Origin of the sequence: Grimontia kaedaensis, from assembly GCF_023746615.1 — a bacterium.
GTDB classification, from domain to species: Bacteria; Pseudomonadota; Gammaproteobacteria; order Enterobacterales; family Vibrionaceae; genus Enterovibrio; species Enterovibrio kaedaensis.
Map to the genome: position 1 here is coordinate 1,561,813 of NZ_CP082276.1, position 19,079 is coordinate 1,580,891.

Sequence of the window (19,079 nt, forward strand, 5' to 3'; positions counted from 1 at the left end):
ACTTAAGCCACAAGGACGGAAATACACTGATGGGACAAACCACCAAATCACTCAACGACAAACAAATCAGTTTTATTGAACAGCAGAAAATCTATTTTGTTGGCACTGCTGCCGATTCCGGCACAGTGAATGTTTCCCCCAAAGGTGGCGATTCGCTTCGCGTGATCAATAACAAAACCCTGGCTTGGCTCAACCTGACAGGAAGCGGCAATGAATCTGCAGCACATGTGATGAAAGACGCCAGAATGACCGTGATGTGGTGTGCTTTTGAAGGTGCCCCATTGATTCTGCGCGCTTACGGGCAAGCAAGGGCGCTACATAGAAACGATCCGGAATGGGAGATCTACATTTCACTGTTCCCGGAAAGCATCGCTTCCCGTCAGGTGTTTCTGTTGGACATTGATATGGTACAAGCTTCCTGCGGAATGTCTGTGCCCTTCTATAGCTATGAAGGTGATCGAGAAGAGCTAGCCAAATGGTCTGAGCGCCAAGGCGCGGAGGGCATACAAAAATATTGGTTGAAAAAGAATCAGGTCAGCCTTGATGGTTTTGAAACCGACATCGCCACTAAAGCTGGTATCAGCGTCGACGAATAGTCATTTCGAGCGCGGCAAATGTCGCGTTCTCACCCCCGCTTCTTGTCCATAAATTTGGCTTTTAGGACTAATTTTGCATATTTATTAGTTCTTCCTTGAATAATTGAATATACATTACTCATGCTTGCTGCTGAATATTGAACGGAATCACAACATTAAGTCAATTCGCAGGCAGTGGTGTACCGCAAGCCGTCATAGAATAAAGGAAGTTTTCCTGCCGGATATTCACAATGACAACAAAAATTATTCTGGACACTGATCCTGGGACCGACGACGCAATGGCGATTCTCTTTGCAGAGGCAAGCCCGGCGATCAAGTTGATTGGCTTAACCACAATCTATGGCAATGCAGACATCGACACCAGCACGAAAAATGCCCTTTACCTCAAGCAACGTTTTGGTTTCCAATGCGATGTGGCAAAGGGCGCAACGCAGCCTTTAAAACGAGAACCTGTTGGCGCAAGTGTCGCCGTACATGGCGAAAACGGGTTTGGTAATGTCCCCATCGAGCCACCCACCATCAGCGCTGACTCCCGACCTGCCCACCAGTACATTATCGAAATGTTGAAGGCTTCGCCTGGCGAGATCACCTTAGTGGCTATCGGTCCGCTGACCAATCTTGCACTGGCACTCCAACAGGCACCGGAAATTACCAAACTGGTAAAAGAAGTTGTGATTATGGGTGGCGCTTTTGGTACTCATGAGCACACGGGCAACGTGACACCTTTCGCCGAAGCCAATGTCCACGACGACCCCCATGCGGCGGATATCGTTTTCACTGCTGATTGGCCAGTCACCGCTGTCGGCCTTGATGTGACCCATGAAGCCTTCTTCTCAGCTGACTACATTGACACATTGCGCGATACCTGTGGCGAGGTTGGAGAGTTTATGTGGGACATAAGCCGCTTCTATCTCGACTTCTACAAAACACGTATGGGCGTTGATGGCTGCTTTGTGCACGACCCATCCGCCATTGCATATGTGATTGACCCAGACTTGTTTGAAGTGCGTAAAGGTCCAATCCGCGTAGTATGCGAAGGCCCCGCTGAAGGCCTGACACTGCAGAAATACAAAGATACGGGTCACAAGACAGATGAGTGGGCAAACTATCCCCAACAGAATGTGGCGGTGAGTGTCAACGATCAGGCTTTGCTGGATTTGTATCTCGACGCCATCACCAGCTACAGCGATTAGTCGCTAGGGTCTGTTGAACCTAATCCCCAAAAACTAAAAGGGGCGAGTGCCCCTTTTTTAAATTCACCATTTTTGTCCGTTATCTGCACGAAAACTGATAGCGGGTAACATGTCGATAGACCTCACCTTCCGCCAATATACCACCTGCTTTTTCCCACTCGGGGTGATTCGGGCCATCAGGTAAAAACTGAGTTTCGAGCGCAATACCAGCGTGGTTCAAATAATCTCCACTTGCTCCTTGGGTACCCTCAAGAAAATTCCCTGTATAAACCTGAATCGCGGGCATTGTCGTCGCAACGGACATCGCTAAGTCTGCCGAGGAAGAAGCAAGTCTGGCTACCTGTCTTTCACCATCAAAGTCTTTTTCATCAAACCAGAAAGCTTGGTCGTAACCCGCAGCCATGCGCTGCGCCTCGTCCTTCATGAAATCACGTTCGATTGTTTTTGGCTTGGTGAAGTCGAGCCCGGTATCTTTCACATCCTGAACTTGGCCTATTGGAATAAATGCTTCATCTGATGCCAGAACACGCGCCGCAGCCAGCCATAAAGTATGCTTCATGATGCTTTCACCACTACTTTCCCCATCGAGGTTAAAGTAAGCATGGTTGGTCAAACTCACTGGGCAAGTGCGGTCGCACTGTGCCTCATAATCGATAGAAAGCGAATTGTCACTGCTGAGGGTATAGGTGACGGTTACAGATAGGTTTCCCGGGAAACCTTGATCGCCATCCGGTGAGATGAGTCGGAAAGCTACTGAGGTTTCAGATTCGGCAATAACATCCCAGCGGCGTCTATCGAACCCTTCTGCGCCGCCATGTAAGGTATTGCCAAGGTTGTTGGTTGTCACCTCAAAGATTTGCCCATCCACTTCAAACCTCCCGGCCTTAATCCGGTTGGCAAAGCGTCCAATAGTCGCGCCTAAATAGGCGGATTGCGCTTGGTGAGCTGGCATGTCCTTGGCACGAAGCAAAACTTCTCTTTTTTCGTTACCAACAGGCACTCTGCAGCTTAACCACGTAGCACCAATATCCATCAGAGAAGCCGTCATACCCACCGCGTTTTCCAGATGGATAATTCTGGCCGGTAAGCCATCGAGTGCAGGCGTGTCGCTCATCGAGGACGTCAAGGCTTCAAGGTAGGCTTCAGACATTCACTGATCCCGCACCTTCGCTGGCATGGCAAACGTAAATTTCTGCGCGAAGCCCCGTGGCTTTTTCATAGTGCAGCTCAACCACCGATTTGACTGTTTCCACCAGTGAGGCAGGTACTAAAGACACCACACATCCGCCAAACCCTCCGCCTGTCATTCGCACACCGCCCTGCTCGCCAATCGCCTCTTTCACAATCTCCACCAACGCGTCGATTTCCTTCACTGTGATTTCGAAGTCATCCCGCATAGATGTGTGGGACTCTGCCATTAACACAGAGAGCGCGGTGATATCTCCAAGACGAAGCGCCTCAGCCGCATCTAAAGTCCGCTGGTTCTCTGTGATGACATGACGGGCCCTTCGAAACACCACGTCGTCCAATGCTTCACGGCGTTCGTTCAACGTATCCAGCGATACGTCACGCAGGGCTTTTACTTCGAAAAACGCTGATGCTTCTTCACATTGACGACGCCGGGTGTTGTATTCGCTATCGACCAAACCACGTTTTTTGTTTGAGTTGATGATGACAACGGCGATGTCTTCTGGCATCGAAACCGGTTGAGTTTTTAGGGAGCGGCAATCAATCAGCAGAGCATGATCTGCCTGACCTTCTGCAGAGATCAATTGGTCCATAATGCCGCAGTTGCAACCAACAAATTCGTTTTCCGCTTTCTGTCCGTTTAACGCGATTTCAGCCTGAGAGATGGGCAAGCCATAAAGCAATTGAAAGGTTTGTCCCACCACCACTTCTAAAGCTGCCGACGAACTCAATCCCGCGCCTTGCGGAACATTGCCACTCACTACGAGGTTCGCGCCGCCGAAATCCAACCCCCGTCTTTTCAGGCAATCCACCACTCCACGCACATAGTTCGCCCACATTTTCTCGGGGAGAAAGGCAATATCTTCATTCAGAGAGAAACTGTCTTCCTCGTTGCCATAATCCAGTGCGATGACCTTGACCAAATCGTCGTCCCGGCGGCTTGCAGCAATGACTGTTAGATAATCGATAGCACACGGCAAGACAAAACCATCGTTATAATCTGTGTGCTCACCAATCAGATTGACCCGGCCTGGTGCTTGAATAAGGTGACTCGGCGCGTCGCCAAAATGCTGGGAAAAAGCAGCCGAAGTTATCGTTTTTAAATCCGTCGCCATTGTGCTCTTCATACCCTGAATGGTTCCTTATTCTCGGCTTTTATAATGAATGTCGCTGAGGGCACGAAGCCTTTCCGCGGCTTGCTCTGGTGTAATATCGCGCTGAGATTCAGCCAACATTTCATAGCCCACCATAAATTTTCGTACCGTTGCGCTGCGGAGCAAAGGTGGATAAAACAGGGCGTGCAGTTGCCAGTGTTCTATGTCTGAATCATCTTTAAAAAATGGCGCATAGTGCCAACCCATAGAATAAGGAAACGGGCACTGGAAAAGGTTATCGTAACGCGACGTGAGTTTTTTCAATGCCAGCGCCAAATCTTCACGCTGTTCTTCCCCGAGATCATTCAAGCGTTTTGCCGGTACTTTTGGTAGCAACATGGTTTCAAAAGGCCATGCTGCCCAAAATGGGACAACAGCAAGCCAATGCGTCGTTTCCACTACGATGCGCGTTCTTTCTTTCTGCTCTGACTCTACGTATTCCGCCAACAAGTTTTTTCCGTGGCGTTCAAAGTGCGTTTTCAAGAGTTCGTCTTTTTTGGCAATTTCATTAGGCAGGAAACTGTTTGCCCAGATTTGTCCGTGAGGGTGAGGCTGAGAACATCCCATCGCTTCGCCTTTATTCTCGAACGCCTGAACCCAGAGGTAGTCTTTACCTAAAGATTCAATCTGATCGTTCCAGGTTTCTATGACCCCCCGAATCGCCTTTAGGGAAAGCTCTGGTAGCGTTTTACTGTGGTCCGGTGAAAAACAAATCACCCGACTCAAACCACGTGCACCTTCGATTTTGAACAGCGGGTTGTCGCTTTCCTCCGGATTGGGAGAATCCGTCATCAAAGCGGCAAAATCGTTGTCAAACACAAAAGTGCCCCCGTAGGCCGGATTTACATCGCCAGAGATCCGTGTGTTACCGGGACAAAGAAAACAGCTGCTCTCGTAAGCAGGAAGTGTCTCTTCTGGCGGTTTTTCATCCTGTCCACTCCATGGCCGTTTAGCGCGATGCGGAGAGACCAGCACATATTGTCCGGTCAAGGGATTATATCGGCGATGTGGGTGATCGGTTGGGTCAAACGGGGTATTCACTGTATCAAATGCCTTATTTCTCTATTGGGTCCTTCAGGCAACGCTTCTCGTATTGGAGCAATTATCTTAATTGTAAACGTTTACAAAGAAATGATAGCACCCGTTCGAAACATAACCAGTTTGCGGATAAAAAAAGCGGACATGGGTTTATTGGGGGATCTGTACCCAGCATCCTTGCGTCAGATCATCAAAATCCTGAGGCGTCAGTTCGAACAATTAGTTAGGCGTGCCTGCTGCCCATATCACTTCGAATTGTTTGAGATTGTGATCGAGCAAAGTAATAAGAAGCCCCTACAGGAAAGCCCCATCAAAAAAGCCTGAATTCTTGTGTTTCTGATACGCCCAGCCTTCTACACCAAATGGTGATATTTGCCGACATACAGCATTTAGCACACCGAACTCACCGCTTAAAAGCAACTACGGCTGATGGGCACAGATTTATGGGCTTCATTCCTATTTAATTTTATCTCAGTCTTATATCAATTTTTACGGCACTTTTCAGTCATCAAACCACCTTAATACTTTTTATAAATCAATTCATTAAAGACTCTCACAAGATAATTTTTCGGTTGTCCTTCCTTTTCTAATTGAACAGTATTTTTTATGTGCCACGCACAGGCAAGTTACGACGTGACCTTTCCAACAAAAAGGGTAGGTACAGAGAAAAGAGCATTGGAGATCGCGGAGTTCAAATACCTTCAGCTGATGAAGGCCCAAGCTGGGTTGGAGACAAAGTTGCGGAAGCCAGCGCAGACATACCGATAATCAACGACATCACCGCCGCGCCACCATGGTGGACGGTGTCACAGATGCGGCTGAGATTGTCACACACCACTTTGCAATGAACGTAGCTCAGGTTGGTCAAGCCGTTGCCGAAGTGATCGATACCACAGGCCAAGTCGTTGAAGCAGTTGCAGAAGGTAATGGGCACTGCGTACCCGAAATCATCAAAGATGGCTTTGGTGACATCGTTGAAACGGCTGAAGAGCATTTAGCGATGCACCTGGAGCACGACATTGAGCTTATTCAGATCCCAATCAAAGTCGTCGCTGAAGCGACAAGCGAACTACTGACAGGCGTCATCGGCGAAAACCACATTTCTCAAGCGCCATTGCTGCTTGATGACGCGCAGAGCTTTGTCTTCGACGACGTGATTCATGACGGCATTTTTGTACCCGCTAGCACTTGAACAATGAAGTGTTCGGCAACACAGTCGATGGTCTTTCCATTTAGAAATGGGCATGGGTTGGCTGACTGGCGAGCATGGCTCTGGTAAGCATGGTTCAGGTGAACACGGTACTGGTGGTCATAGCGGCCATGGTAGTCACGGTGAAACAGCGTGTGGTTGTGGCACTGACCCAATGCCAGCCGCTGATGAGTTTATGTGGGTGTAAAGTCACCCATCGGTGCTAAAACGCGAGTCTTCGGGCTCGCGTTTTTATTTCTGAACCACCCATTGCTTCCGCCATTCCGGAGCCTGAAACGGGTCTGGCCAATATTCTGTCTGTCGACAGATTTTGCCATCTCTGACGGTATGGAAGGTTATCGCTCTGTCCTGTCTGGTTCCGTCGGTTACCGAGACATCAGTGACTACCTGCTCTCTCTCATGCACCAAAGAGTTAATGGTAAAGCGCCATAAACCCTCTGCCGGGTAAGCACTGTTGAGAGCCCCAAAGTTTTCCCTGCCCTGAATAAGCTCACCGCTTTGCGGCCAATACAGCTCAAAATCATCAGAAAGCCACTCACCCACCGCATGAAAATCATTTCTTTCCATTGCCTGCCAAAAGGCCAGCACTACATCCTTTTCGCTCACATTAGCTCTCTTCTAATTCTGTGATCACATGTCTTTCAAGGGTTTGACGATGGCATCCAACCCTTCAATTTTCAGTGCCAGACACAAGGCCAAGAGTTGACCCAACTCCCCTTTGGGAAACCCCTGCTTCTCGAACCAAAGCAAATATTCTTCTGGTAGGTCAATCAACACCCTTCCGGCGTATTTGCCAAACGGCATTTTCATTCTCGCCAGTTTGAGCATGTTTTCTTTTTCGAGCATGGTCGTTTTTCACTTCCTATTGGGCAGAACGAGAGTCTATCACGCTGCACTGGTTGCTCGCGCGATCTTCTCCCCATCTGTCAAAGCAAGCATGAAATCGCGTCTCAGTTGTAGGGAAAACGGGTTATTCATCCTTAGTTAAAACAATCGCGACATAAACGCTGGCTAATGTGTATCACTTCACGATGACAGCGAGAGGTGACTGCCATGCCTTCACAAGGATTTAATACCGAGTTTTTGAGTGTTCCTGTTTCACTGCCACGACTGGGCGAGAGCCTTTTAGAGGTGGCTTGGGAATACGGTGAACCTTTGCACTATGAACACTTTTCACTGGTGATGAACAGTGAAACAAAAATGGCGTTTTACACCGCCCACAATATCGACAGGCAAACACTCATGAGCCTGAAGCGTGCCAGATGGAAGCTCGACCCCCGCGTCGATATTGATTATCAGGCTGGCCCTGAGGTTTATAAAAACAACGTCTGGGACCGTGGCCATATGGTTCGTCGCGCGGCCATTACCTGGGGCTCTCGCCCAGAGGCAAGTCAGGCAAACAAAGACTCTTTTTTCTATACCAACGCCAATTTGCAGCACGCGAAGTTCAACCAGGATGAATGGCTGGAATTGGAAAACTGGTTGCTGGAAGAAGAAGATCTCGACGACAAACTTTCTGTGTTCACTGGCCCTATTAACACCATCAATGACCAACCTTACCGAGGCACTTACATCCCGTCTGCATTCTGGAAAGTGATTGTGTTCACCAAAGGTGGCGAACTTCAATGCCGCGCGTTTTTGATGAAGCAAAGCGAGTTCTGGGACGATCACGATGGTCGGAATACCCTGAATCTGGAAAGCTATCAGGTTTCGCTTACCCAAATTACAGAGCTCACTGACCTCTATTTCCAGCAAGCGCTCTACGATACAAACCCCATGTTCTACTCCCCAAACAACTTCACCACGTCAAACGATATCGACACACCAGAAATGCGCCCTATCGAATCGCCGACTGACATCGTGGATAACCGAGGAAAATACACCGACATCATCCAGGAGCTTTGGGATGCCGATGACAACCGCTTCGATGTCACCCGTCTTGCGGATGGTCGCTGGATGAACGAGAACGCAGATATCCGCCTCTATGAGCAAGGCTACCGACGCCCGGGCAAACGTGATTTGGCCAAATTCTTCCTCTTCGATGAAGTGAATACCGACAAGCTGATGTTCCTGCCTTCTTATCAGGCGTTTAAGCGGTTGATTGATAACTACAACGAGCTTGAACGCGACGAAGAGAAATACAGCGATGTTGAACTGGCCGAGATTGAGCACTTCCTCGATACCTGCTTCGCCCGCTACGACGATGAAGACCGAATTTCACTCATGGAGTCGGTCTACCAATACATCACTGATGATCAAAGTGAAGGCGGTCTTGGATTTGCCCAAGCCAAACTCACCGAAATGCCTTTTACCAGTACCACCTTTGGTGAAGGGCAGTGCATAGACCTTACCAGCATCGAGACCTTTCGCGAAACGGTAAGAAATATTTGGTTCGGGCTCTATACCAACAATTTTGGTAACCGTCAGGTGAAACATGCTTCTGGCTTTGAACATGTTTTTCTTGGTGAGATTAAGCGTGAAGGGTCTCGCTACGAAATCGGGGGTTATCACTTCTGGGCGAAGTTCTTCTGGGATGAGCAAAATGGTAGCGGCGGAAAAGCCGATTTGGAGTATCTAGGCTCTTTCTACGACGGCCCTGAAGGAAACCTGAATACTGATGTCGCGACGTTGGCGATGAGCTGGCGTGTGGGCGAGAAGATCGCCTGGAAAGAGAAAGGCGGATTCTTCGTGGGTATGAGCCCAGAATGCCTCTTGGCACTGGGCACCATGCTGACATTTGAAAGCTTCCGCAACGACACCCAGCCACTGTCGTTTTTTGATGGAGAATCCAAGCGCAGAGCCGCCATCAATGGCTGGCGCTACGATTTGGTCCTGTACCGCGAGACGCTGAAAAACCAGGATCGCGGCTTCCATTTGCGCTCTTTCTATCCGGTACTTAAAAGTCGTGATAATCGCGATCCGTTATTGGCTCCGCATTCCAATACCGATGTCTTGCTGTATGAAGAAGGCGATGTGGTCATTGCTTCTGCGATGCCAAATCCACCGGGTGTCGACGATCAAAATGAGTGGGTCTCCATTCGCAATGAAACGCCGGGACTGATTGACGTCACTGGCTGGCAAATACGGACTAAATCCGGCACCACAGTCCTTCGCGAGAAAACCAAGTTACCACCGGGTCGTAAGCATAAAATTGTTGTTCGCGCAGGGGGCGGCGGGGCTGCACTTTCGAATAAAGGGACAGTAATTGAGCTGTTAGATACGGAAGATACTGTCATTTCCAAAGTGGAATACAAATCGGTGAGCCGGCGTGCTGAGGGACAGGTACTGAACTTCAGTTAACGAATCTTCGCAACCAAAGCCAAAGGCGCGGAACTCCGCGCCTTCCTTCTTTCAATACGTTAATCCAAGGCGCAGGGTTCGCAACCAAACATCTTGGCATGCATCCAACAGCCCACACAGAACCCCAGCACCGCTTCCAGCCAGGTCAGCATAAAGCAGATACCCAACACAGCAAACAGCCAAATGTCTGGCATTTCCAGTAAGCGAAATGTCAGACAGGTGATCCCCATAATAGCCCCGAGACTCCATGCAAAACGTTTGGGCTTTATCGGTTTCCAAATGGCCTTGGTTCGCATGGTCATCGCCGTTCCCAACAATCCTGACGGGCTTAAGGGCGTCAGCCCGAATATCGCTGCCATCAACATGTCAAAAATCACATAAGGGCCGACATAAATCACAGGATCCCATTCAGGACGAACCAACAGGATTACCATGGTGACCGCGGATAAAACATTCAATAGTCCCGCTCGGGCACGCGTGGCAGTCTCGTTGATCCGCAGATCGCTCTCACCCGGAATGCTCTGTCCCATTGCCAAAATCGGGGTGGTTAAGAAGGTATGGTATTGTTTTAATTCGTCAGCGCGCATGAACCTTTCCCGGAGCTATTTTCTTATAAGTCTATACGCTGGTTAAATTCCTACCTGAGTGTCGGCCAAATCTTGCTCGCTGAGCAACTTTTCGCCCAACCCGCAAGCAATACCTTGCTCTCCCCTTTTCATGATTGGTTTAAGTGACTGTTTTCATTGAACTCCATCACTGGCACACCCCTTGCGTTATTCCCACTGTAGTAAACAACCTCCTCCGAATTTTTATAGGGAAATGACAATGCCAACTCCTTGCTATATCGCCATCGAAGGCAAAACCCAGGGCAACATCACTGCCGGTGCCTTCACCGCTGATTCAGTCGGTAACATCTACGTGGAAGGCCACGAAGACGAGATGCTGGTTCAGGCCTTTGACCACATCGTGACCGTCCCGACTGACCCACAAAGCGGTCAGCCGTCAGGCCAACGTGTTCACAAGCCATTCAAGTTCACCGTGGCGCTGAACAAAGCGGTTCCCCTGATGTACAACGCACTGGCGTCTGGCGAGATGCTGCCGAAGATTGAGCTCAAGTGGTACCGCACTTCTGTCGAAGGTAAGCAGGAGCACTTCTTCTCCACCATCCTGACCGACGGCACCATCATCGATATCGATTGCAACATGCCTCACTGTCAGGACGCACAGAAGAAAGAGTTCACTCAGTTGGTGACCGTCTCTGTGGCGTACCGCAAGATTGACTGGGAGCACACGGTAGCAGGCACTTCCGGTGCGGATGACTGGCGTGCGCCTATCGAAGCTTAAGGCTTCCTAGCAGAAGGCTGATGATTCTACTCATTGGCCTTTCTGACCCCACCCGCCCTTGCGGCGGGTTTTGTCGTCAGACAGTGACGTCTGATGAAGCTTCTGAAGTCTCTCAGAAGCAGTGGATAGTTCTTGCTGGGTATCTCTATGGCTACGGAAAGCGGTCTCCAATTTACTCTTAACGTCGAAGGCTTGCCTGACGACACCTTTGTGGTGGTCGACTTTCAGGGCGATGCCCATCTCTCGGCCCCTTTCTGTTTTGATATCAAGCTGGCCAGCCGCCATGAAGCCGTCTCTGAAAATGACACGGTGGACCGTAATGTCACACTGGTGATTTGGCAGGACGGGGAGCTCAAGCAACGCTTCCATGGGATTGTCCGCCGGTTCTCAAGAGGCGATACGGGTTTCCATCACACCCGCTATGCACTGGAGATGGTGCCGTCCCTTGCCAGATTGTCCCTTCGTCAGAACAGCCGTATCTTCCAGCAGCAGTCTGCCCCGGAAATCATGAGTATCCTCCTGCAGGAGATGGGCATTGATGATTATGCGTTTTCTTTATCCGGCAGCCCTCAGACCCGTGAGTATTGTGTCCAGTACCGCGAGACGGACCTTGAGTTCCTGGAACGTATAGCGGCGGAAGAGGGCATTTTCTATTGCTTCCTGCATGCCAAAGACAAGCACACGGTGCTGTTTTCTGATGATACCCAGACCCTGTCAGCTTCGGGCCTTGCGCTGCCTTATAACGTGAATGTGGGTGGTATCTCCAAAGAGAACTTCGTGAAAGGCTGGCAGTCTTCGGCGCAGGCAAGACCATCATCCGCGCAGCTGAAAGATTACAGTTTTAAAAAGCCGGCCTATGGCTTTTTACATGAACACGCGGGCACGGAGATGGCCTTTCAGCGTGGTACGTATGAGCATTATGACTACCCGGGGCGCTATAAGAGTGATGCTGCCGGGAAGCCCTTTACCCAGTACCGCCTTGAGCATTTAAGAAGTGATGCCATCACGGCGACGGCACAAAGCAATGTTCCACAGGTTCAGCCGGGGATGCTGTTTGACCTGGTGGACCATCCGGATGACGCCACGAACCGTGACTGGGTGGTTGTCTCTACCCAGTATGAAGGCACTCAGCCTCAGGCACTGGAAGAGGCTGGCGGTGAGGGAATGACGACGTTCCACAATACTTTTTCGGTCATTCCTGCTCACCGGCCTTGGCGTCCGACGCCGCAGCCGAAACCTTGTGTCCATGGCCCGCAAATTGCGATTGTCACCGGCCCCGATGGTGAGGAAATCTTCTGTGATGAGCATGGCCGGGTGAAGGTGCAGTTCCCCTGGGACCGTTATGGCAACAGTGATGATGCCTCCAGTTGTTGGGTACGGGTCTCTCAGGGCTGGGCGGGCGGTCAGTATGGCATGATGGCCATTCCCCGCATCGGCCATGAGGTGATTGTGTCTTTCCTTGAGGGTGACCCGGACCAGCCGATTGTTACCGGACGTACTTATCACGCCACCAATGTGCCTCCCTACCCGCTGCCTGCCAACAAGACGCGGACGGTACTTAGAACCGAAACCCATCAGGGGGAAGGCTTTAATGAGCTTCGCTTTGAGGACCAGGCGGGGCAGGAAGAAATCTATGTCCATGCCCAGAAGGACATGAACCTGCTGGTCGAGAATGACCGCAAGGATAACATCAAGCATGACCTCCATCTGGATGTCGAGAATGAAAGGTTCCAGCATATCAAAGCTGACGATCATTTAACGGTCGATGGCAACACCATGACACACGTTAAAAGTGACAAAACTATCGTCACTGACAGTTCCCTACATATTAAAGCGGGAGCCGCCCTGCTAAACGAAGCAGGCAGCGAGATCCACCTAAAGAGTGGTCATAAATCAGTGCTGGAGGCTTATACAGAAGTCACGCTCAAAGTCGGTGGCAACTTCGTGAAGATAGATCCTTCAGGCGTTCATATCGTGGGTTCTGTTATCAACATAAACTCAGGTGGCAGTGCAGGATCTGGTTCAGGGTTTGGTGGAGTGATGCCGATTTTGCCGGGCGGGGTTGAGGCGGAGAAAACTCCTGAAGAAACAGAGCCAGTCCTTTTTAGCGCAACTCAGTATGCTGCCAACCCAAAACTTATTTCTCCCGATGCTTTTGCATATCTATCAATATCCGACCGCCCTTTGGCAAAAATGTGCCAGAAAAGGCCTGACGGTAGCTGTCCTCGATCAGATTGTCCTTGTTTAAGGAGAAGCTAAATGGGAGTTTCACTAGAAAGCTTCTTCCAAAATAGCGGTCATAGATATTGGATTGTAGCGGATCCGGTTCGAGTACCCGAAATCAAAAGTTTTTTGTATCAACACGAACCTAAAGCCGATGTCATCCCCTTATTGAGTGACCCGGCATTTGAACACTTGAAAGAAGTATCTCCCATTGCTTCTCCCTTAGAAGCCACGTTAGAACTCAAAACACGTTTGATGAATGATGAAGTATTTTCTTCTAGCTGTATCTTTCTAAAGGCAGATACACAAATAGAAAATGATCAACTCATCGAACACTTGCGCGCGTTGCTTACAGTAACAGTTGAAGAATACCTTACATATTTTAGATATTACTCTTCGAGTTTTTGGCGCATGCATGCAAGCGATATCAAAGAAGGAGATCTTAATTGCATACTAGGCCCTTTCTCTTCAATAGCTTGGTTTACATCAGAATCATCCTGTTTATCTGTCATACACCCAAAGCATGTTGATATAGAAAACCTTAAAAAAGCAACCTCTCCTATCCGCCTTCACTCGGCAGTTTTCAAGGAATTAGTTTAACGATATGCCTGGTCAAACTGATACGTATTTAATTCAACAAGATGACTGCTTAAGTCTCATTGCTAAAAAATTTAATGTAAACGTTGAGGATCTAGCAAACCTCAACAGCGACCAGATTGAGAATGTCGATCTTATTTTTGCAGGCGACACCATCAAACTACCAGGTAATGAAGCCGCTCCTATCCCAGTGAAAACGGGCGAAAGAGTACCTCTTCCAGATCCTCCAAAAACAAATGCTTGTGGTAATGATCTTTGCGGCTCTAGCGCCCCTGAGTTCGTCGATATTCTTTATGTTCCTTCTCACCCAGAAACGAAAAATGGCGAGAAAAGGTGGTATGCAGTAACTGATGTGGCAAAAGAAGCTATCACAAAAGAAATGTCGTTACTTGCCGAAGCTATGGTTGCGGATAATCGTGAAACATCTCTCCAAAATTTGAACAATCTTGGAATCCTCTCGAAATTTGAAGCTAAACCACATGAAGCCTTTCTCAGTGAGAGTGAAGGCAAAAGGCTTCGCCATCTTGAATGGCTGATAAGCACAATAAATTCAGGTGCAGCAAAGCTTTATGAAGATGGAGGTCAAGACGGCTTCATTATTAGGGTTGCTGAACAAGAAAAATTGGACTACCGAAAACTCTTAGGTCGAAGCGTATTTTGGGAGCAATTTAAACAGTTTTATTTGGATTACCACATAGGCGCTCGCGCTTTCCGATATGTTCTAGAGTCTACCGACTTGGTCAAGGAAATTAGTGAAAAAGAAAAGCAAGCTAAACTCATGGAAAGAGCGAGATTATCTGTATTTCACGGTGTGGTAGATCACCTCAATGACAGTATTGAAGAGTTAAAAGAAAAAGCTATAAAGAATGCAAAAACAGTGACTTCTAAAGATGGCACTAAGTTTGTTTGGGATAAAGAGCGTCGCTATTTTACGAGTGAAAAACAAGAAACTGTTGCAAAGCAAATTAAAAAACTCGTCGATGCCCGTAAGTGGACAGAAGACGAAATTGCGTTAACACCTCATGAAGAGGCATTATCTCAACTAAAGCGTTTCTGGCTCACACATGTGCCTAATTCTAATGCCCACCTCGCGAAAAAGCGACGCACACGCGTACCGTCTAAAGCAACTTACGCCTATGGTGTCACCAAGGCGTTAAGAAAATTAAACAGTCACGGCTATGTCATTAAAGAACAATGTCTCTCCTTTGATGAACTAGAAGGTTCATTGCCTATCCATCAAGGCCCTAAGGCGCTCTCTGGATCTGATAGTGCGTTCGGGAAATGGCGTGAGAATGACAATCTAGTGTTCGGAATAAAAGCAGCAACACTTGATGAAAAAGGACTGATCGAAGAAGCAAAATTGAGACAAGAAATACTGCGTGAACTCGGTTTGTATGGCAAAAAAGAAGAAATCACCCAAGCAGGTATACAACTAGCTTCTGATAATGTTGCTTGGGCATACTATCCAACAATAGCTCTATTGAGAGTTATTGACGTTACCTTGAAGAAACATATGTCTGCGTTGAGCTCAATTCTGAATGGCAACGAAACTGTGCCCGGTATTTTCAATGAACTTCTCACAATAAAAAAAATTGCCATCTACAGACTCAATAAACTCAAGAAAGAAGCAGAAAAAAGAGCAATCGCAGGTGATATTAGAAACATAGTTTTATTCGATGATATGCCAAAGAGTCTCCATCTAATATGGGAAGAACAACAATACGCTCCAACCGAAATGAAAAGAGGGATATTTAAAAATGATGCTGGTGCCGCTGACCTTCAAGCCGTCGAGTGCAGCTTACTGTCTGATGGTGAAGTCAAATGGATACGCGGTCCAAGTTGGTTAATTCCTAAATCATCAGCAAATAAATCACATTTGGGTCACGTCAAGGATATCACTGAAAGTATCACTCTGGCAGATCCAATGGTGAGCAAAGATTCACCCGGAACGACATTGAAAGATGCTCTAAAAGACCTAGGCAAAGGCCTAATCACCGCACCCGAAGCTAAGAATGATTTCGTGCTGAAGCCTTTGAACTTAAGTGAGCAAGTGAAAGATTTTGATAAAGCTTTTTGGGAGGATAATTATCATTGGCAAGATGGTATCGGACCAAAGGGTAAATCGTCTTCATACATAGCCAATGCGCAAGCCCAATTTTTGAGATTAACGGTCAGTCGATCTGGAGATTTAAACTTACCGGGTAGTGAGGTTAATGGCTTAAGCACTAACATGTCTCTCACTGGATCTGCTTCAGCCAAAGTTAAGCTAACGCTTCTGAGTGGTGAAATCTCTTTTGCTACGTACCTCCCTAAAAAAGAGGGATTTCATTTAGAAATAGCCTATATTGCTCAGCCGGATAAGGCTAAAAAGCCAGAAAGAAAGAAATACAATGCGGGTCATTTCAGACTCAAACTCTCCACAAAGATTTACGGTGTAGCTGGGGCTAGTTGCATGTTATCCGGTAACCTCGCTTTTGGCCCCTCAGAAACACAGCCAGGTCAAATTGGGGTCAAAGGTAAAGCCTTCAAAGCCCCAGACTATAATGCGTATGTTAAAGGGGGGCACAATGTACGTACTCGTGATGTTAATAGCCCCAAAATACCTCAGAGCATTTCAGCGCAAGCTGGTGCAAGCATTGACGTTTTTGCCGGAGTAGAAGCTGGAGGAATAAGCTCTACAGAAGTATCATGGCTGCCACCTTTGGTTGAAGTTAGTGGTAGTCAACATAATTCTGACTTTATTGAGCTCGGTAGTATTTCAGGACAAATTGCCGTCAACTACGGTATTGGTTTTTCGGGTGAGTTAAGAATCGGATTTCACAATGGACAATTTTTTCTTATCACCGCAGCGAGGCTCGTGTGTGGCCCTGGCGTAAGTGGAAAAGTTGCAATCAAAGTGAATCCAGTCAATGCCGACAGAGTTGTTGATTGTCTGCTCGCTATTTTAAAAGAAAGTGGGTTTAAGTATGTCGAAGTGCTGGGTGATATTGATGTAGATGGCAACAATAAAGATTTCGAAGAACTCAATCGCGTCCTCACCGTTGCCATGGCATTGGGTTTGACTTTCGCTGAGGTCTTGCTGCTGCCGACCAAAACTTACAATGATTATCTTCAAAGTGTGCTAGAAGAAGATTATGCTCCAATGATAGCGAAACACATTGTCGAGCGTCCAAGTTCAAAAGTGGAAACATGGGTGAAGAATTTGCCACCAGAAACACTCTCAAGATTGTTCCTCAGTTTGAGCAATAAGAAGTATGACACCTGGCGTGCTTCTCCCAATACCGAGTATGTACCAGACTTCTTAGAAAAGGATGTCGACGTACTTTACGATGAAGTGTTAAAGGCACAGGCTATAGTAAAAATCATGGAATGGATATCTCCAAAAGATGATAAAGACAAAGATTCAAGGTGCTCGCAATTTGAAAAATCTTTGATACTGATGCAAGGAAATTTGGAGACTGCGCAAAACCGGATGGAAAGGTGTAGAAGATTTGCTGAAGGCTGGGGTACCTTAGCTAATTTTATATCCACACTAGATACCAATGGTGCAAATAATCTTAATTTCAGAGTAACAGAGACAAGAAATCTATTCAATAAATTGTCTCCAGTCTTATGTTCGAGAATGACATTATATGTAAATAACAAAACTTACATTGCAACCGTAAAAGATGCTGTGCTGTATAGAGAGTTTTCCAGCGAGAACTATAGTGAACTTTCAGAGAAAATAAAAAATACCCCTGGCTGGAAAGAGAAAAAATGGAAAATTCTATGAAAATTAAAGTAAAGAATATTCTTGTAATATTATTTGTTATTTTGGCCACATATATTGCTGTTGAAAGTTACCCCAGTGGTTTTCAGAAAAAGATTGCGGAGGGTCCAAGCTTTCTATCACGCCAACTATCTTCATATTTAGATGACAACAAGGTCAATAGTGATCCCTACGCCGCCAGCCGATATCGCCCAGAAGATCCAATGTATTCCCCACTTCTAGCCATCCAATATGGAGACAAAGAGAGAGCCGAAACTCTGCTAACACCTCTAGTAGAAAAAGGCGATTCAGAAGCAATGTTTTGGTTAGCAGAAATTACCTACGGACAAAGTATCTACTCAGGGAATACTGCCGGCGAACTATTTAAAAAAGCTGCCGAACTCGGTAACCCATACGCAGCGATCAGATTAGACAATAGAAACATTGAATGTACTCGATATATGGGACATCACTGCAGCGAAGAATGGGGAGAAAAGGGTAGAGTAATACTGAAAAAATTGGCAGAAACTGGTGATGCTAGAGCTGGATATGCTCTTTTTCAGCATGATGTTATGTTGGATGGGGGGAATGGAGTTTCTTTAGGGGAAGATAGTTTCAGTACTTTGGCAAAAGCTGCCGTTGATGGTGTAAAAGATAATTATTATTACCCATTAATAACACTACTAAATTTTTATCAACTAAATGCTAGCTATCCAGTTTGGAATAGAATTAACGATTCTGATGATGGCACTCATATTCTTTCTGAAAAAGATAAAGAGATTATTAAATCTCTTTATATGCTATCTGTAAATAATAACGACATCTATTCTATTAATGTAGCACTTTCATATAGAAAAAGTAATAAAAACTCAATTCTAGATGATGAGTACATTGATAGGCAAAGAATAAGAACATTACCGATATGGAGCACAAAATTTGGATATGCACCTGCCTATGCGAGAATAGCAATACTAGATAGAGATGCTCTTTTTCAGGGTGCCGCATGGGCAATAGTTAATGATATAATGAGAAATGATAATAATTTCGATTATGGCAGGTGGCTTACTAGTTTTGAATATATAATAACAAGTGAATTTAATCAGAAATTTTTAGACCAAAATGAACTTAAAAAATCTCAAGAGATCTCCAAGGAGCTAATAAAAACCCTTACTCCAACGATCTATCTCGATGAAAATCAAACTTATGTTCTTTAGACATAGCTATACTTAAACCAATAACTTTCCTTTTATCCCATTATACACCGCCAGTACATGATCGTGTGCTGGTTTGTGATCGGCGATAAATGACAGGTATGTCAGCGCGCTATTCTCTTAGTTCTTTGGTAAATCAAGATTCAGGTCGCTAGCGTTTCGATATATCCTAGACCAATTCGTAATGTTAAAATATTTTTTCACTCTTAATGATGACGCTGCTCTTTTTTGGCAGGATGACGTAAGTACCGAAATTGAAGTTAAAAAATAACTGAGG

The 19,079-nt window shown here is 46.9% G+C and carries 16 protein-coding genes; 10 read left to right on the forward strand and 6 right to left on the reverse strand.

Annotation, left to right across the window (positions count from 1 at the left end; all coding sequences use genetic code 11):
• Positions 1 to 29: 29 nt before the first annotated feature.
• The gene (locus K6Q96_RS23965; protein ID WP_251880886.1) at positions 30 to 596 is read left to right on the forward strand and encodes a pyridoxamine 5'-phosphate oxidase family protein; all 567 of its coding nucleotides are present in this window, start codon (positions 30 to 32) and stop codon (positions 594 to 596) included.
• 230 nt (positions 597 to 826) lie between these two features.
• Entirely contained in the window at positions 827 to 1,789 is a 963-nt protein-coding gene (locus tag K6Q96_RS23970) for a nucleoside hydrolase (RefSeq protein ID WP_251880888.1), read from the forward strand.
• Positions 1,790 to 1,868: 79 nt separating this feature from the next.
• On the opposite strand, the gene galM is transcribed toward K6Q96_RS23970, so the two are convergent.
• From galM to K6Q96_RS23985, 3 genes are read right to left on the reverse strand one after another with little or no spacing between them, the layout of a single operon-like run.
• Positions 1,869 to 2,939, reverse strand: a complete 1,071-nt coding sequence (gene galM / locus K6Q96_RS23975) for a galactose-1-epimerase (protein ID WP_251880890.1) — start codon at positions 2,937 to 2,939, stop codon at positions 1,869 to 1,871.
• Entirely contained in the window at positions 2,932 to 4,092 is a 1,161-nt protein-coding gene (galK, locus tag K6Q96_RS23980) for a galactokinase (RefSeq protein WP_251882383.1), read from the reverse strand. Before galK ends, galM begins: the two co-directional genes overlap by 8 nt.
• Positions 4,093 to 4,119: 27 nt before the next feature.
• On the reverse strand, positions 4,120 to 5,172 hold the full coding sequence (locus K6Q96_RS23985) for a UDP-glucose--hexose-1-phosphate uridylyltransferase (RefSeq protein WP_251880897.1): 1,053 nt from the start codon (positions 5,170 to 5,172) through the stop codon (positions 4,120 to 4,122).
• 790 nt (positions 5,173 to 5,962) lie between these two features.
• Between K6Q96_RS23985 and K6Q96_RS23990 the strand changes: the two genes are divergently transcribed.
• Positions 5,963 to 6,361 carry a hypothetical protein gene (locus K6Q96_RS23990; protein WP_251880899.1) on the forward strand — a complete coding sequence of 133 codons (399 nt, stop codon included), beginning with the start codon at positions 5,963 to 5,965 and terminating at the stop codon, positions 6,359 to 6,361.
• A gap of 52 nt (positions 6,362 to 6,413) precedes the next feature.
• Positions 6,414 to 6,566 carry a hypothetical protein gene (locus K6Q96_RS23995; RefSeq protein WP_251880902.1) on the forward strand — a complete coding sequence of 51 codons (153 nt, stop codon included), beginning with the start codon at positions 6,414 to 6,416 and terminating at the stop codon, positions 6,564 to 6,566.
• Positions 6,567 to 6,610: 44 nt separating this feature from the next.
• Here K6Q96_RS23995 and K6Q96_RS24000 read toward each other — a convergent pair whose 3' ends face one another.
• Positions 6,611 to 6,985 (reverse strand): nuclear transport factor 2 family protein, encoded by a 375-nt coding sequence (locus tag K6Q96_RS24000; RefSeq protein ID WP_251880904.1) that lies wholly within the window; start codon positions 6,983 to 6,985, stop codon positions 6,611 to 6,613.
• Between the two features lie 24 nt (positions 6,986 to 7,009).
• On the reverse strand, positions 7,010 to 7,225 hold the full coding sequence (locus K6Q96_RS24005; protein WP_251880906.1) for a DUF3820 family protein: 216 nt from the start codon (positions 7,223 to 7,225) through the stop codon (positions 7,010 to 7,012).
• A 207-nt stretch (positions 7,226 to 7,432) separates the two neighbouring features.
• On the opposite strand from K6Q96_RS24005, the gene K6Q96_RS24010 reads away from it, so the two are divergent.
• Positions 7,433 to 9,679 (forward strand): DNA/RNA non-specific endonuclease, encoded by a 2,247-nt coding sequence (locus tag K6Q96_RS24010; protein WP_251880908.1) that lies wholly within the window; start codon positions 7,433 to 7,435, stop codon positions 9,677 to 9,679.
• Positions 9,680 to 9,738: 59 nt separating this feature from the next.
• Here the strand turns inward: K6Q96_RS24010 and K6Q96_RS24015 are convergent, their stop codons facing one another.
• On the reverse strand, positions 9,739 to 10,266 hold the full coding sequence (locus K6Q96_RS24015; protein WP_251880910.1) for a DUF4395 domain-containing protein: 528 nt from the start codon (positions 10,264 to 10,266) through the stop codon (positions 9,739 to 9,741).
• Positions 10,267 to 10,504: 238 nt separating this feature from the next.
• Here K6Q96_RS24015 and K6Q96_RS24020 point away from each other — a divergent pair, with 238 nt between their 5' ends.
• From K6Q96_RS24020 to K6Q96_RS24040, 5 genes are all read left to right on the forward strand, one after another.
• On the forward strand, positions 10,505 to 11,023 hold the full coding sequence (locus tag K6Q96_RS24020; RefSeq protein ID WP_062667983.1) for an Hcp family type VI secretion system effector: 519 nt from the start codon (positions 10,505 to 10,507) through the stop codon (positions 11,021 to 11,023).
• Positions 11,024 to 11,170: 147 nt separating this feature from the next.
• A complete protein-coding gene (locus K6Q96_RS24025; RefSeq protein ID WP_251880912.1) occupies positions 11,171 to 13,282 on the forward strand; it encodes a type VI secretion system Vgr family protein in 2,112 nt (703 codons plus the stop codon).
• The gene (locus K6Q96_RS24030; RefSeq protein WP_251880914.1) at positions 13,283 to 13,846 is read left to right on the forward strand and encodes a DUF4123 domain-containing protein; all 564 of its coding nucleotides are present in this window, start codon (positions 13,283 to 13,285) and stop codon (positions 13,844 to 13,846) included. It abuts the gene before it with no gap.
• A gap of 4 nt (positions 13,847 to 13,850) precedes the next feature.
• Positions 13,851 to 17,615, forward strand: a complete 3,765-nt coding sequence (locus K6Q96_RS24035; protein WP_251880916.1) for a LysM peptidoglycan-binding domain-containing protein — start codon at positions 13,851 to 13,853, stop codon at positions 17,613 to 17,615.
• Entirely contained in the window at positions 17,612 to 18,805 is a 1,194-nt protein-coding gene (locus K6Q96_RS24040) for an SEL1-like repeat protein (RefSeq protein ID WP_251880918.1), read from the forward strand. Before K6Q96_RS24035 ends, K6Q96_RS24040 begins: the two co-directional genes overlap by 4 nt.
• The last annotated feature ends 274 nt before the right edge of the window (positions 18,806 to 19,079 follow it).

Excerpts from the sequence above, each read along its gene's own strand:
- K6Q96_RS23965 (WP_251880886.1), top strand. The coding sequence starts at position 30 with ATGGGACAAACCACCAAATCACTCAACGACAAACAAATCAGTTTTATT.
- K6Q96_RS23970 (WP_251880888.1), top strand. The coding sequence starts at position 827 with ATGACAACAAAAATTATTCTGGACACTGATCCTGGGACCGACGACGCA.
- galM (WP_251880890.1), bottom strand. The coding sequence starts at position 2,939 with ATGTCTGAAGCCTACCTTGAAGCCTTGACGTCCTCGATGAGCGACACG.
- galK (WP_251882383.1), bottom strand. The coding sequence starts at position 4,092 with ATGGCGACGGATTTAAAAACGATAACTTCGGCTGCTTTTTCCCAGCAT.
- K6Q96_RS23990 (WP_251880899.1), top strand. The coding sequence starts at position 5,963 with ATGGTGGACGGTGTCACAGATGCGGCTGAGATTGTCACACACCACTTT.
- K6Q96_RS23995 (WP_251880902.1), top strand. The coding sequence starts at position 6,414 with ATGGGTTGGCTGACTGGCGAGCATGGCTCTGGTAAGCATGGTTCAGGT.
- K6Q96_RS24005 (WP_251880906.1), bottom strand. The coding sequence starts at position 7,225 with ATGCTCGAAAAAGAAAACATGCTCAAACTGGCGAGAATGAAAATGCCG.
- K6Q96_RS24010 (WP_251880908.1), top strand. The coding sequence starts at position 7,433 with ATGCCTTCACAAGGATTTAATACCGAGTTTTTGAGTGTTCCTGTTTCA.
- K6Q96_RS24015 (WP_251880910.1), bottom strand. The coding sequence starts at position 10,266 with ATGCGCGCTGACGAATTAAAACAATACCATACCTTCTTAACCACCCCG.
- K6Q96_RS24020 (WP_062667983.1), top strand. The coding sequence starts at position 10,505 with ATGCCAACTCCTTGCTATATCGCCATCGAAGGCAAAACCCAGGGCAAC.
- K6Q96_RS24025 (WP_251880912.1), top strand. The coding sequence starts at position 11,171 with ATGGCTACGGAAAGCGGTCTCCAATTTACTCTTAACGTCGAAGGCTTG.
- K6Q96_RS24030 (WP_251880914.1), top strand. The coding sequence starts at position 13,283 with ATGGGAGTTTCACTAGAAAGCTTCTTCCAAAATAGCGGTCATAGATAT.
- K6Q96_RS24035 (WP_251880916.1), top strand. The coding sequence starts at position 13,851 with ATGCCTGGTCAAACTGATACGTATTTAATTCAACAAGATGACTGCTTA.
- K6Q96_RS24040 (WP_251880918.1), top strand. The coding sequence starts at position 17,612 with ATGAAAATTAAAGTAAAGAATATTCTTGTAATATTATTTGTTATTTTG.